Below are 15297 nucleotides of genomic sequence, written 5' to 3' on the forward strand. Positions count from 1 at the left end.
TTTTACCCACTAGGGAAGGGGTTGGGGTTATGTTCAGTCGAACTCACAGTCAAATAATAATTCTCTTATGAATTATCAAGTTGTAGAACAACTAAGTGAAATTCAAATTTCAGATTTATTAGATTTATACAAAAACGAATTCTGGAGTCAACGACGCACGCGTGAGGAAATCGAGAAGATGCTAGCAGCATCGGATATTATAATTGGATTGGTTGATGAGTGCGATTGCTTGATTGCTTTTACTCGCGTTCTTACAGATTTTATATATAGAGCCACTGTTTATGATGTCATCGTCAAACCTAGCCATAGAAATATGGGACTTGGCTCTAAATTGATGGAATTAGCGATCAATCATCCTAAATTATCCTCTGTAGAAGTGGTAGCTCTTTATTGTTTACCAGAGATGATGTCTTTTTATAAGCATTGGGGTTTTACCGCAGATGTAGGTGAGTTGCAGCTGATGTTCCGTACCAATAAAATTCATCCTGAAAATACCAAAACCAGCAATAATTAATTTGTAAAGATTTAATACAGAAAAACTCTGCGTTCCTCTGCGCTAACTCCGCGTCCCTCTGCGTTTAAAAGCTATATTTATTCGCCAACAACAATACATCATTAAAATAAACTATTCCTAAAACTCAAAAGCAGGAATAATTTCTTGCTCAGCTTTACCAGCTTTGATCCATTCTTGCAGTGCTGGTATTGCTAAAATAGCTTCTACATAATTTTGAGCAACATTATCTAACTGCACATCATAGATCACAAACCGCAAGACAACTGGAGCAAACATAGCATCAGCTATAGTAAATTGACCAAATAACATATCACCATTACCACCAAACTTTTCTCGACAATCTCGCCAGATAGTAGTGATACGATCAATGTCTTTTTGTACCCCTAATGCTATCCCTTTACCAGGAAGTTTAGCACGGCAATTCATCGGCATATTCTGACGTAAATTTTGAAAACCAGAGTGCATTTCTGCACTAATACAACGAGCTATCATCCTAGTAGATTTATCTTCTGGCCACCAATTTAGATGTAGAAATTCTTCAGCTAAATATTCACAAATAGCTAGAGAATCCCACACCTTTTGATTGCCATGTAATAAAACAGGTACTTTTCCTGATGGAGAGTATTGACGAATTTTTGATGTAGCTTCTGGGGTATATAGCGGAATGCAAATTTCCTGGAATTCTAAACCAAATTGCTTCATCGCTAACCACGGACGCAATGACCAAGATGAATAATTTTTATTGCCAATTACAAGAGTTAAATCTGTCATATAACAATCCTTATTTCTCTGTTGCGATCTCTGCGTCCTCTGCGGCTTATCTACTTCTAAAAATTTGAACTATCTATAAATTTGTTCAATCCATGCACGCATATCAGATTCAGAACCTGACATAAAAGACTTACCAGTCACAGGGTCGTATGCTTGCCAATAAATATTACCGTGACGATCCATTTTTTGCCAAACTTTTAATTCTTGATGAGCTACTAAATAATTAATTATTGTTTGCCACAATTTACGCAAGCTTTTTCTAAAAAATGAGCTGCTATTGTATCTAAATTCTAGTTCTAATTCTCTGTCATTATTTTGCAGACACATCCCATGATTTTTCATAGAATTACTCCTGAAATGCTCATCCACAATCAAAACTCTAGCAACGCCTCACTCAACAATCAAATCATGGCTTGTATAGATTTTATAAATGTGGTTTATAGATAATAAAAATCTATTGATACAATCTATTTGAGAAAAACAAATCAGCTTCTGTATTGGAATTACCGATGAAACTCTCCCAGATTCGAGCCTTTGTTGCAGTAGCGGAGTGTGGTAACTTTAGTGAGGCAGCAAGTGAATTGCAGCTTTCTCAACCAGCAATCAGTCATGCCATTGCTACCTTAGAAGAAGAATTGGGTGTACCTCTATTTGCTAGGGGTCGCTACGGTGCAGTATTAACACCAGCAGGCGAACGGATTTTGTATCATGCTCGCACAGTTCTGCAACATTTGGAGATGATGCAAGAAGAAGCAAATCTGCATAAAGGTTTACATGGTGGTCATGTACGCATAGCTTCTTTTCGTAGCGTCGCCACTCATTTGCTACCGCAAGTAATAGCCAAATTTCACCATCAATTCCCAGAAATAGCTGTCACTATCATAGAACGCCTTGCTTACTTGGATGTAGAACAATCTTTACGTGAAGGACGCGCTGATATTGGTATTACCTATCTACCTGCACCTGAAGAATTTGAAACTTGGGAAATTGTCCAGGATGAATATGTTGCTTTATTGCCACCCCATGCCAAAATAGAGAATTTCCAAATTACTTGGCAAGATTTAGCAGTTTATTCACCAGTCATGCTTAGTTGCTTACCCTGTGGACGACCTTTACATGAACATATCAGAAATTTAGCGCCCTTTTTAAATACTGCTAGCCATATTCAAGAAGACTCTACTATTGTCAGCATGGTGAATCAAGGACTTACAGCTGCTATACTCCCACGTTTAGCAGCAATACCAATTCCTCCACAAGTACAAGTATACGGTTTGCCAGTACCGCTTAAAAGAGTCATGGCCGTTGCAGTTTTATCCAACGCTTTGCACATCCCTGCGGTTTTTAAATTTTTAGAATTGTTAAAAAAATTTGATTTTCAGAGCTTAGCTGACTCTACTTGAGCTTTGATGAGAGATTTTGGGGCTTTGAGGGAGAAACCCTCAAACGTAATTGTCTCCCCACTAAATGTATTGGATCTATATTGAAACGCTACAGTGTCTTGGGTTTCACCCATTTTATTTTGCGTATTACCCACTTTTTTCATTACTGTGTATCTTCCATTAGTATTATATCCATCGAATTGACGTTAATCAGCAAGGGTGGCGATCGCGTAACATACCATCAAAATTCGCCGCCCCTTCAGTACTTTCAATAAAAAGAGATAATGTTAAGACCAGTTTAAAAACACTGTTTTGGCTAGGCTTTTATGTATGAACCTACAATTAGAATTAATGTCAAGTTATTTGCTGCTTATCAAGAGGCTTATGGAGTACCAGAACTGGTGTTGGAATTTCCGGAGAATACACCAGTTGTTGCAGTGCGCGATCGCTTAATTGCCGAACATCCGGAATTAAGCAAATGGCGGGATGTAACCAGGTTTGGAGTTAACTTGATATTTGTCGAACCAGATACTATTTTGCAAGACGGCGATGAGGTCGTGTTAATTCCCCCTGTTAGTGGTGGTTAATCTGGAAGAGAGGATGATTTTAACTTTTGACTTTTAACTTAAAAAGCTGCCACTACACCAATCTGGCGCAGAATAAAGAACAGAATGGAGTTGATAATACTTAAGGCGATCGCTCCAATAATGGCGCTAGCAATTCCCCATCGCAGTCTGAATCCTTCTACTAGCCAAGCTGCTAAACCAAATACAATAATGCTGCCAATCAAAGGAATTAAACCCAGACTGATAACAGCGCTAGTTGTCCTAAACCAACCAGGGAAAAGACTCCAGAAACCATTAAAAGCACCGATAATTGCTCCTGCAATCAAAGCAATCCAAGGACTATCTATCTCAACGCCAGTAGGTAGCTTGGAGATAATTAACAAACTAATAGCAATTACCACAACAGAAATGATAAAACCAGCCATTGATACACCTCAGCAAACAATTGGGATTATCAACAGTAGACTTCTTGCAGAAGTTTGGGGAAAGGGTAAAGGTGAAGGGTTATGCAAATCAATAAAATGGCTCTGTAATTGACCTCATAAAATCACTTGTTTTGATACCGTTTTTGATGACTTTTCAGTATTTTAAACCTTTAATGCTAAAGTTTGTTCTAATTTCTTGAGCATAGAAGCTTCGCTATCGCTAACTCTTTTACCTCCAATACCAAGAAAACCTCCTTCTTTGACAGCATTTGCTACTTTTTCAGCGATTGACAACACCCAAGACTTGAATGCTGATGCTTGTGCGGTTGTGACCTTGGCTGCCAAACTAGATGTAACCTGCTCAAAATAAGCGATATCCCTATAGATAAATTCAGGGGTTTTGATTTTGTTACTATGACTTTGCTTATGGGTGCTAAAAGTAATATTCTCAATTACTTTTTCACCTTTAAGTTATTGTTGCAATAGCAGATAAGCCAGTTAAGTAAGTTAGCTCAAAAATTTAATAAAGTAGTTGTTTCCAACAGGAATTTGATGCGATCGCCAATGTATCGGACTGTTTTTAGCCTGTAAGGTAACTCAATTCATCTAACAGTTCTAAAAAATCTTTGACACTAATCTGAATATCTGTGGGAAAGTGACGTATAAAACTTAACCCAGTTAATCCTTCTGGGTCTGCTGCTGCAAGCACCAAGGCTGAACGGATAGCATAAAAACCATTTTGACCTGTACGTGTTTTGATAATCGCACCATATTGGCGGATGTATTCTTCTCCGATTGGAGAATACGTAAGTTGAGAAACTGCTACAGAATTAGTATTAAATTTATACAGTAATAGTTTGCGAAGACGCTGTAGTTTTTCTGGTTTAAGTCGTTTGGCGAAAAACTCAAATTCTTTTGTAATTCGACCTTCTTTGGCAAAAACCTCTAAAGATTTAACTGATAAACGTAATTTAGTAGAACTGACAGGAAAATAAATATTATCTGCGCTGATGGCAGGTTTTGGTTGGAATACTGTTACAAAAGTGCTGTAAATTACAAAGATAATTACTGAAAATATGTAAGAGGTTAATTTAAAAGGAGTCATTATCGGTTTAAGTAGCTTTATGTATTAATTATTGCGATTCTTTTGGTGCAGATTGCTGTTCTTCTAAGTTTTCTGCTCTTAACCAAGCAGCAATCATCCCTGCAATGGGAATCGATAGAAACACACCCAGTAAACCAGCTACTCGCTCACCAATAAATAGAGCTAAAAATAGTATGACTGGACTAATTTCTAATGCATTGCCCATAACTTTGGGACTTACAAAGTTATCTTGAATTTGCTGAAGAATTATGCTGGCAATCACAACTTCAACTGCAATTACCCAGCCTTGGGATGCCAGTATTAATAAAGTAATTGTGAGTACTGCTAGCGTTGCCCCAATACCAGGAATAGCGTCTAAAATGCCAACAACGAGTGCTAAAAATAACGCATAGTTCACTCCCAAGATTAAGAAAACAAGAAAACTTGCAGTTGATAAGAATAGCATCAACAATAATTGTCCCCGCAAGAATCCTAAGAAACTACACTGAAAAGTCGTGGCAAAGCGATCGCGTGACTTTACAGGAACCAACTGTAAACTATAAAACCAAAGTTTTTCGCCATCTATGAGCATATATAAACTGATAACAGCCAGAAAAATCAATGTAAAGACGCTAGAAAAAATATTTTGAGCAATTCCTAATCCAGATACCAACCCAGTTTGCAGAGTTTGTAAAAGTTTTTCTAGATTTAAATTTCCTATAAATTCTTTAAGTGGCAGTAAATCTTGTGTTTTCAGTGCTTGAGTAATGCGATCGACTAGTCCTTGTCCTTGATAGATTACCTCTAACCCCAAAGCAGTAACCACAGCAATTAAAATCACAACAGCGCTGAAGAAAACAATAGTAATTGCTAATCCTCGCTTAATATAACGAGACAACCACTGCACAGGATAATTCAGCAATGCAGCAATAATAGCGGCTGTAGTAAAAATGGCAATAACGTTATAAAAGTAACTAATGAGTACGACGAGTGCCCAACCACAGGCGAATAGTAACAACAAACGCAGCAGGATTAAAAGGTTTAGATTTTGCCAAATGCTTGGTTTTGGAGGTGGACTCATAATTTCATTTAAAGCGTCAGACAATTTTGGATTTTAGATTTTGGATTGATTCTACGGGTAAGTCCGCTTTCTTATACCATCAAAAAATCATGTCAGTTAAATATCAGGTTTTTTCTACAATTGAGTTGGTAAATTTTCACACAATCATATCGTTTACCAAAATCTCAATGAAGATTATTTTGCTAAATATTGTCACTTAGATTATCCAAGAAGTTGCTGCTCGTTTCAATCTATTTTGTTCTTGATGAACAGAATTTTCTGGAAAGAAAGCAATATTGTAATAAATAATTACATCTCCCAGCTGATAATTATTGATGTTATATGCTTGGCTAAATTTCTATGCCAAGCTATTACTTATTATGTATATAAATATCAAAAATAAATAATAAATTTTGAGAGTGGTAATTTTTGATCTTGCATTCAGCCGTGAACTAAAGTTCCCGCTAAAAGTTAAAAGCCATTAAAACGGATTAAAATCCCTGCTCTAGTTAGCTTGAACTAACTTTAGCTATTAGCTTAAAACTTTAGTTTTGATCTAATAGTTGGACAGGTGTAAGATATGAATTTACCTATGTTTTTAAAGGCAAAACTATCTTTTAGTCAACACATCAGGTTTAGTTTACTGAACTTTATTGATCACTTTTGAGTCCAAAATTTACTCACTTCTACTTATTCAACGCTGTAAGCTGTCTCCACATGACTTTGGCAAGTAGGATAATCAGTAAGTTAGCGATCGCCTCTTGTTGTGATGTCTGCAACCAAGCAAGCAAGTCTGCTAATTCTGAGAAATCTAATAAAGCCTCACCTAACTCTTCCAGTTGCGTTAACGCTAAAGTTTGAATCTGCATCTGTAACTCAGGCGGAATAGTGCCAGCCCGACGATTTAGTAATCAGAGTAGAAGTGCTTATTCTCCTTCTTGGCGTCCTTCCTCCAAAATTTTGTAAATGACTGATTCTCGCATGGCTTCACCTCGAAATAACCTACAAATTAATCCTTTTTCAAACTTCAACCCTGCTAAAAGTTGTGTCCGCGCTGCGACTTCTCGACATTGTTCGATAGTCTCTATCATACTCACTTGCTTTGCAACTCGACTTAATAATTGTTCTGGATTAGTCGTATTTTAGGACTTCGACTGAAGATATTGAGTCATAAATTATACTATTTTTCAAATATTCGCTTTTTTAGAGAAGCGATCGCTCTTCATGACTTGTCATTTAATTAGTAACTATTCATCAAAAATTAACCAAATATTAATTAAAGATTAACCTATAAATATATTATCCTTTAAGTCTGCGATTTTAAACTACAATAAGCCATTAAGTGTTATTAGACAAAAATTTTCTCCTTCGTTCTCTCTTGATTATTTATGCTGTTTAAGAGGAACAGCTTTAATCTGAAAAATTGATCTGTTTTCTATTTCTTATTTAGTTTAAAATAGATGATCTCAACCGAATATTTAAGCTAAATATAGTTATATATTTTGTTTATTTTTGTCAGCATGAATAATTATTATTTCATGAGAAAATCTCGATTAACTAGTAGACTAAAAATACAAATTATCCAAACAATTACTACTTCGTAAAGAGAGGAATATAGGTACTATAAAATCTCCTGCAAGCAACTCCCACTTGAACTTTTTCTATAACTCACTCTTTTTGAGAAATATGCAAGTACTTGGTCATATAAAGTTACGGATGCATTCACCATGACACAGGACACAATTCGCTTTGCCCAATTCAACGCTTCCTTGAACCGGAGTACGGAAGGGCAGCTAATTGAAGATTTATCCACACCAGAAAATTCTCAAGCCAAAGCTATTGCCGAGATCATTCAACGCACGAATCCAGATATTATCAGCGTCCAAGAATTTGATTATTATGCAGATGACCCAACCAAAGCAGTTGATTTGTTCCGGCAGAACTACCTAAAAGTCAGTCAAAATGGAGCAGATCCCGTTGACTATCCATACTTCTACATTGCTCCTTCCAATACAGGTATTAGTTCTGGCTATGACCTCAACAACGATGGCAAGATTGTAACTACACCAGGAGAAAGCGGATACGGGGACGATGCCTTTGGTTTCGGCAATTTTCCTGGACAGTTTGGAATGCTATTACTGTCTAAATATCCAATTGACACAGAGAATGTGCGTACTTTCCAGAATTTTCTGTGGAAGGATATGCCCGATTCTTTATTGTCAACGATCGCTCTTCCTAATTCTGATACTCCCTGGTATTCTCAACAAGAGCAAGAAGTTTTACGGCTATCTTCCAAAAGTCATTGGGATGTGCCAATTGAGGTGAATGGTCAAATAATTCACGCTTTGGTGAGTCATCCTACACCTCCTGTATTCGATGGTGCAGAAGACCGCAACGGCAAGCGCAATCATGATGAGATTCGCTTTTGGTCAGACTATATCATCCCCGGGGCAGGTGATTATATATATGATGACAACGGTAACTACGGAGGACTGACAGAAAAAGCAGCCTTCGTGATTCTGGGCGACCAAAACGCTGATCGAAATGATGGGGACAGTTACAACTATGCAATTCGGCAGATATTAGAAAATCCCCGTGTGAATACCAGTGTCACACCAAGTAGCTTAGGTGGTTCTGAACAAGCCGTACTGGACCAAGGTAAGAATACTACTCATATCAGCGATCCAGCCTATGACACAGCAGATTTCAATGATAATAATTCAGGTAATCTCCGCGTTGACTATGTGCTGCCGTCTCAAAACTTAAAAATTCGGGATGCTCAAGTATTCTGGCCTACCACTACTGATCCCCTGTATCCACTAGTAGGCGATCGCCAAGATGCTACCACCACTCCTTCTTCAGATCACAGTTTAGTATGGACGGATTTGACAATGAAACAACCCTCTTTAGTTGGATTTTCTTCCTTACCAGCTGATACCTATGCTGAAGGCCCGCCATCTGGTCAAAATGATGGCAATGGCAAACCCATTTCCAGTAACAGGCGTACAGGGCCATTTCCAGGACAACCTGTACAAGGTTTTAGCGGTGTGCAGTTTGCCGATTCAGATAGCTACTGGTTTTTGTCAGATAACGGCTTTGGTAGCCAGACTAATAGTGCTGATTATCTACTGCGGATTTATAAAGTCGACCCAGATTTCAAAACCGCAGACAATGGCAGTGGTGACGCCGAGTGGACTGACTACATCCAACTATCCGACCCTCACAACTTAATTCCTTGGCAAATTGTCAACGAAACCACAACAGACCGCTTCTTGACAGGGGCTGACTTCGACCCTGAATCTGTTGTTTTGGGGAAAGACGGCACAATTTGGATTGGTGAAGAATTTGGTCCCTATCTACTGCATTTTGACAGTAACGGCGTTCTCATAGATGCCCCAATTTCTACCCCCAATATTTTTCCGCTCAATACCCTCAACGGACAAGACCCAATCGTCATTGGTCATCGGGGTGGTGCGCCTGGCATTCGTCCAGAACATACAATCGGCGATTTAGGCGGAGATTTAGTTGCTTCTAACAACTTGGGTGCTGAATTCGGAGCAGATTTCCTAGAACCAGACCTAGTTGTCACCAAAGATGGAGTTTTAATTGTCCGTCACGAACCTGTATTGGCAGCAGTGAAGACGGATGCAAACGGCAATATTGTTTACGACGAGAACGGCAAACCCGTTATTAGTGAAGCAACAACTAACGTCGCGAATTTTGAAAAATTTAGCGATTGCCTGACTACCAAAGTTTTAGATGGACAAAGGATCACAGGCTGGTTTGCAGAAGATTTCACACTGGCTGAAATTAAAGAACTGCGGGCAGTTGAACGTATTCCTAATATCCGCCCTGAAAGTGCTAGGTATGATGGTTACTTCCAAATTCCCACACTGGAAGAATACATTAACTTCATCAAAGACTACGAAGCTGAAACAGGTGTAAAGCTTGGTATCTATCCCGAAACCAAACACCCCACTTACTTTGCCAAAGAAGGTAAATTCTTAGATGGCACTCCCATCAATTACAATACTTCGCAAATTTTAGTTGATACCCTAGTTGCCAACGATTTCATCGATCCTGACCGCATTTTTATTCAGTCCTTTGAAGTCTCCAATCTCAAAGAACTCAAAAACGAAATCATGCCCAACGCTGGGGTGGATATTCCTTTGGTGCAGTTAATAGATGGTAGTGGCGCTCCCTACGATTATGTGTATGAGGGAATTGACCAAACCTACGCCGACTTAATTACTCCTGAAGGGTTGACAGAAATTGCCAGCTATGCTGAAGGAATCGGCCCTAGCAAAAGATTGATCGTACCAGCCAAGACTATTGATAAAAATAACGACGGTAAACCAGATGACATTAACAGTGATGGCCAAATTAGTGATGCAGATCGATACCTCCAGGAACCAACTACCCTAGTCTACGATGCTCACCAAGCAGGCTTGTTGGTGCATCCATACACCTTCCGCAGTGACGAATATTACTTGTCACCTGACTACAACGGCAACCCAGAACTAGAGTACGAGCAGTTTATCCGCTTAGGGGTAGACGGCTACTTCAGCGATTTTGTCGATGATGGGGTGGCAGCAAAAGACAAAATTACCGCCGATGACGTTGCTTCTCCCCAAAACCCAGGAGTAGAAGAAGACGAAGCGATCGCTAATTTAGCTAGATCCCGTGGCTTTGAAGCCATGAGTTACAGCCCAGATCGTCAAACCCTTTACCCGATACTCGAAGGATATGTTGCTGGAGATCCTAACGACTCCCGACGTGTTTATGAATTTGACGTTGCGACAAAATCCTTTAACGATGATTTAGTTGGTTACTATCAAGTAGATGATCCGAATCATGCGATCGGCGATGCCACCCCAATTAACGATCACGAATTCTTAATAATTGAACGAGATGAAAAATCGGGAGCAGAAGCAGAATTCAAGAAAGTCTTCAAAGTCGATATTTCCCGAACCAATGAACAAGGCTATCTCTACAAAGAGGAAGTCATTGATTTACTCAACATTGCTGACCCTAACGACCTCAACGGCGATGGGAGTAACACCTTTAGTTTCCCTTTCCTCACCATTGAAGATATCCTGGTTCTGGATGAAAATACTGTCTTGCTTGCCAACGACAACAACTATCCGTTCAACGCCATCCGCAATCCCTTAGAACCAGATAACAATGAATTTATCAAGGTTGAATTGTCCACTCCCCTCAACCTCGATTCTCGACTAGGAATCCCCAAATCAATCATCTACGGTACATCAGAAGATGATTATTTCGATGATTATCTTTACGATCCCAATTGCGATAATGCTGATCTCTATCCAAAGTTATTCTTTGGAGATAATCAAATTCTCTTTACCGGGGATGGCGATGACATCGTTGATGTCAGTGGATTTGGTAGCGGCAATCAAATTGATACTGGTAATGATGATGACATCGTATTAGCTGGTACAAAAAATAGCATAAACGCCGGTGCAGGTAACGATGAATTATATGTTGGTATTGGCGGAGGCGAAAACCTTGTGACTGGCGGTGAAGGAGCCGATCAGTTTTGGATTGTTACCGATGAAACAGACTTGCCAGCAAAGCCTAACACAATTACGGACTTCAACAGTAGTGAAGAAGATGTGATTGGCTTTGCTAACGTTAGTTTTGCCTATGACTCTCTCGGTGGTGATTGGACAACTCGCCAAGAAGGTGATAACACTATCATCGGTGTTTATGGACAAGATGTGGCTGTGTTACTGGGAATTCAAGCTACTAATCTGACTCAGGCAAACTTTGCCTTTGCTTAAGAAGAGGGAAGAGGGGGACAAGGAGGACAAGGAAGCAATTTCTCCCCCCACTCTTCACACTCCACCCTACGGGAATCCACTTGCGTGTCTACACACTCCACCCAATCTCCAATCTCTTGATAATGAGTGTAATTCTACAAGTTCGCGAACAAAAAGTTACGGCTGAAGAAATTGTGCCTTTGCTGGCAAATTACCAGTTATTGCCACAACTGTTGCGAGAAATGATCATAGATCAGGCGATCGCACCATTTATTTGCACACCAGAAGAAACAGAAAAAGCCTGTCAAGCATTTTACTTACAGCAAAATTCAAAAACAGACGCTGAACGTCAAGCTTGGTTACGCCGTCGTGGTATGACTTCTGAACAAGTCCGTAAATTAGTAACACGGGCATTACGGTTAGAAAAGTTTAAACAAGCCACTTGGGAAACTCAGATCGATGCTTACTTTGACAAGCGTAAACCTCAACTTGATCGGGTAATTTATTCTGTTATTCATACCAAAGATAGTGGTATTGCCCAAGAACTTTTCTTCCGTTTGCAAGCAGGGGAACAATCTTTTGCGGAACTGGCTCCCAAATATTCCATAGGGCAAGAAGCCCGCACTCAAGGTATTGTTGGGCCAGTAGAACTAGGTAAACTGCACCCCACCTTGGCAAAACTGCTAACTTTCACCCAGCCAGGACAACTTTTACCACCCACACCCATAGACCAGTGGTTTGTCATTCTCAGGTTAGAAAAGATACTTCCTGCTGAGTTAAATGATGTTACTCGTTGGCAGTTGCGGCATGAATTGTTTCTCAAGTGGTTGGGACAACAAGTTGCACAATTAAACCCGCTGAATAACACTCAAGAGGATGGAAATTTACTGCCAATGTAATTCAGCGATGAAAAAGTATTTTTTTGTAAGTCGACCACCGATGCACACCGATAGACACAGATAGACACAGATAGATTTTTCGTTTGTGGGTGATTGGTGATTGTATTAATTCATCGTTCGCACTTTGATAATTGCTCCTCGCTTTATGACCCAAACTCCCACTGCAATCCCAACCTTCTTATCAGGTATCCCACCCTTTGAGCAACTATCCACTGCTAAATTGCAAGAGTTATCGCAAAGATTGCAATTGCAGCGCTTTCGGATGGGACAAGCTATCCTACCACTGCAAGAGTTACCGCTTGATGTCGTAATTATCTATACAGGACAGGCGCGGTTGATCGGCCATGACCCCCAAAGTAACATACCTGTGACATTGCAACGATTACAACCAGGGGAGATTGTAGGCTGGAAAAGCTTGTTGCGGGGTGTTCCCTGCGAAAAAGTCATGGCTTGTGAGGAAGAAACCCTCTGCCTTGTGCTTCCACATCAGGAATTCTTGACTCTGCTAGAAGAAGAACCAATCCTGAAATCTTATTTCATGGAGTCAACTGTCAAGGGTCAAGACTCAAAATTTACTCCCTCTACTCCTCACACTCCCCCACTCCCCCTACTCCCCCTACTCCCCACCTCCCCACCAAACAATACCCCCACGTCCGCGACTCTTCGCGCAACGCTACCCTCGCCTGTTTACAAATGGTGAGTCAGTATTTCGGGATGCCGTTTCGTCGGGAGGCTATTCACAAAGCGATCGCCAATAATCACAAAGATTCAACTAAACCAGTTTCTCTGCTATTGTGTGGAGCAATTGCTGATTTCATGGGATTAAAGGCGCAATTGGTGAGTGTCCCAGCGAATGCAATGAATCGTTTACCGACACCAGCGTTGATTCATTGGCAAAATAGTATGGTGGTGGTTTATGAAACGAGCGATGCAAGAGTAGTATTGGGTGTACCAGAACGCGGTATTGTCCGTCTCAAAATCGCTGAGTTCCTCAAAAATTGGGGAGAACAAGCACAGGTACTTTTACTAACAAAAACCGCAGCGACACCGCAACAAAAATTCGGGTTGAGTTGGTTTTTGCCTTCGCTTAACCGTCACCGCACAGTTTTATTGGAAGTTTTAATAGCTTCGTTTTTTGTGCAGTTGTTTGGACTTGCCAACCCGTTGATGATTCAAGTGATCATCGATAAGGTTTTGGTGCAAAACAGTATCGACACCTTGCAAGTGTTGGGTGTGTTTTTACTGTTAGCTGCAATCTTTGAAGCAGTTCTCGGTACTTTGCGGACTTACTTGTTTGCGGAGGCTACCAATAGAATTGACTTAGCCTTGGGTTCAGAAATTATCGACCACTTGTTACGTTTGCCTCTGCGTTACTTTGACCGCCATCCAGTAGGAGAATTAGCAACTAGGGTAAATGAGCTAGAAAACATCCGTTCTTTTCTCACGGGTACAGCTTTGACTGTGGTGTTAGATTCTGTCTTTTCGGTGATCTACATCATTGTCATGTTGATTTACAGTTGGGTATTGACACTGGTATCTTTGTCTACAATTCCTTTGTTTGCCTTGCTCAGCTTGATTGCAGCACCAATAGTCAGGCGACAACTGCGCTCGAAAGCCGAGCGCAACGCCGAAACCCAATCATATTTAGTAGAAGTTCTTTCTGGGATTCAGACTGTTAAAGCCCAAAATATAGAGTTGCGTACCCGTTGGCAATGGCAAGAACACTATGCCCGCTATGTTTCATCCGGTTTTAAAACCACAGTAACTTCTACTGCTGCTGGTTCGGCAAGTAATTTTCTCAATCAACTTTCTGGGTTACTGGTGCTGTGGGTCGGTGCATACTTAGTACTCAAGGGTGAACTCTCGCTAGGTCAATTGATTGCTTTCCGTATTATTGCGGGGTATGTCACTAGTCCCTTGTTAAGATTGTTGCAATTATGGCAGAACTTTCAACAAACAGCCCTGTCTTTGGAACGCCTGAGTGATATTGTTGATACGCCCCAAGAAGTCACACAAGCCGACCAAGATAATATTCCTATGCCTCCCATTCAGGGTGCTGTTACCTACGAAAACGTATCTTTCCGTTTTTCTACAAGCGGTCCACTGCAATTAGACAATATTAATTTAGCGTTTCCGGCTCAAAGGGTAGTAGGAATCGTCGGCATGAGTGGTTCTGGTAAAAGTACATTGATGAAATTGCTACCGCGTCTGTATGAACCAAACGCAGGTCGAATTCTCATCGATGGTTACGACATTGGTAAAGTCGAATTGTATTCACTGCGATCGCAGATTGGCATTATTCCCCAAGACACGTTGTTATTTGACGGCACAGTTCTAGAAAATATTGCCCTCACCAACCCCGATGCTACCAGCGAAGAAGTGATCACTGCTGCCAAACTTGCAGTCGCCCACGACTTCATCATGAACTTGCCCAACGGTTACAAGACACGCGTTGGTGAACGCGGTTCCGCACTGTCGGGAGGACAAAGACAACGGATTGCGATCGCCCGTACTATTCTGCAAAATCCCCAATTATTAATTTTGGACGAAGCAACTAGCGCCCTCGACTACGACACCGAACGGCAAGTATGTACTAACTTAATCCAAGCCTTCCGAGGACGAACAATGTTCATCATCACCCACCGCCTCAGCACAATTCAACAGGCAGATGAAATTGTACTCATGCACCGAGGCAAAGTAGCAGAACGCGGCACCCATACCCAACTCATGCACAAACGCGGTCACTACTACCACCTATATCAACAACAAGATAGCTTAGTAGTTAGTGGTTAGTGGTTAGTGGTTAGTTGTTAGTT

Annotated in this window: 12 protein-coding genes and 2 pseudogenes; 6 read left to right on the forward strand and 8 right to left on the reverse strand. The window is 40.5% G+C overall.

Features of this window, described 5'->3' with window-relative positions:
* The first annotated feature begins 67 nt into the window (after window positions 1–67).
* Window positions 68–514 (forward strand): GNAT family N-acetyltransferase, encoded by a 447-nt coding sequence (locus tag RS893_RS15695; protein WP_315784882.1) that lies wholly within the window; start codon window positions 68–70, stop codon window positions 512–514.
* 117 nt (window positions 515–631) lie between these two features.
* Here RS893_RS15695 and RS893_RS15700 read toward each other — a convergent pair whose 3' ends face one another.
* Window positions 632–1285, reverse strand: a complete 654-nt coding sequence (locus RS893_RS15700; RefSeq protein ID WP_315784885.1) for a glutathione S-transferase family protein — start codon at window positions 1283–1285, stop codon at window positions 632–634.
* A 69-nt stretch (window positions 1286–1354) separates the two neighbouring features.
* Window positions 1355–1627 (reverse strand): hypothetical protein, encoded by a 273-nt coding sequence (locus RS893_RS15705; RefSeq protein ID WP_315784888.1) that lies wholly within the window; start codon window positions 1625–1627, stop codon window positions 1355–1357.
* Between the two features lie 167 nt (window positions 1628–1794).
* On the opposite strand from RS893_RS15705, the gene RS893_RS15710 reads away from it, so the two are divergent.
* Window positions 1795–2685, forward strand: a complete 891-nt coding sequence (locus RS893_RS15710; RefSeq protein ID WP_315784890.1) for a LysR family transcriptional regulator — start codon at window positions 1795–1797, stop codon at window positions 2683–2685.
* Window positions 2686–2990: 305 nt separating this feature from the next.
* Window positions 2991–3251 (forward strand): MoaD/ThiS family protein, encoded by a 261-nt coding sequence (locus tag RS893_RS15715; protein ID WP_315784893.1) that lies wholly within the window; start codon window positions 2991–2993, stop codon window positions 3249–3251.
* Window positions 3252–3289: 38 nt separating this feature from the next.
* On the opposite strand, the gene RS893_RS15720 is transcribed toward RS893_RS15715, so the two are convergent.
* The 6 genes and pseudogenes from RS893_RS15720 to RS893_RS15745 form a co-directional block, all read right to left on the reverse strand.
* Complete coding sequence (locus tag RS893_RS15720) at window positions 3290–3655, reverse strand: phage holin family protein (protein WP_315784896.1); 366 nt, start codon at window positions 3653–3655, stop codon at window positions 3290–3292.
* Window positions 3656–3817: 162 nt separating this feature from the next.
* Window positions 3818–4000 carry a hypothetical protein gene (locus RS893_RS15725; RefSeq protein ID WP_315784899.1) on the reverse strand — a complete coding sequence of 61 codons (183 nt, stop codon included), beginning with the start codon at window positions 3998–4000 and terminating at the stop codon, window positions 3818–3820.
* Between the two features lie 235 nt (window positions 4001–4235).
* A complete protein-coding gene (locus tag RS893_RS15730) occupies window positions 4236–4760 on the reverse strand; it encodes an alpha/beta hydrolase (RefSeq protein ID WP_315784902.1) in 525 nt (174 codons plus the stop codon).
* 28 nt (window positions 4761–4788) lie between these two features.
* Complete coding sequence (locus RS893_RS15735; protein ID WP_315784905.1) at window positions 4789–5820, reverse strand: AI-2E family transporter; 1032 nt, start codon at window positions 5818–5820, stop codon at window positions 4789–4791.
* A 665-nt stretch (window positions 5821–6485) separates the two neighbouring features.
* Window positions 6486–6698 (reverse strand): annotated as a pseudogene (locus RS893_RS15740) (DUF4351 domain-containing protein); the annotation flags it as partial.
* Window positions 6699–6725: 27 nt separating this feature from the next.
* Window positions 6726–6890, reverse strand: coding sequence for a hypothetical protein (locus RS893_RS15745; RefSeq protein WP_315784908.1), 165 nt, complete (start codon window positions 6888–6890; stop codon window positions 6726–6728).
* Between the two features lie 636 nt (window positions 6891–7526).
* On the opposite strand from RS893_RS15745, the gene RS893_RS15750 reads away from it, so the two are divergent.
* The 3 genes and pseudogenes from RS893_RS15750 (at window position 7527) to RS893_RS15765 (ending at window position 15274) form a co-directional block, all read left to right on the forward strand.
* On the forward strand, window positions 7527–11603 hold the full coding sequence (locus RS893_RS15750) for an esterase-like activity of phytase family protein (protein WP_315784910.1): 4077 nt from the start codon (window positions 7527–7529) through the stop codon (window positions 11601–11603).
* A 122-nt stretch (window positions 11604–11725) separates the two neighbouring features.
* A complete protein-coding gene (locus RS893_RS15755) occupies window positions 11726–12481 on the forward strand; it encodes a peptidylprolyl isomerase (protein WP_315784912.1) in 756 nt (251 codons plus the stop codon).
* A gap of 145 nt (window positions 12482–12626) precedes the next feature.
* Window positions 12627–15274 (forward strand): annotated as a pseudogene (locus RS893_RS15765) (peptidase domain-containing ABC transporter).
* Window positions 15275–15297: the final 23 nt, after the last annotated feature.

The sequence above is a fragment of the Fischerella sp. JS2 genome, assembly GCF_032393985.1.
GTDB lineage: Bacteria > Cyanobacteriota > Cyanobacteriia > Cyanobacteriales > Nostocaceae > Fischerella.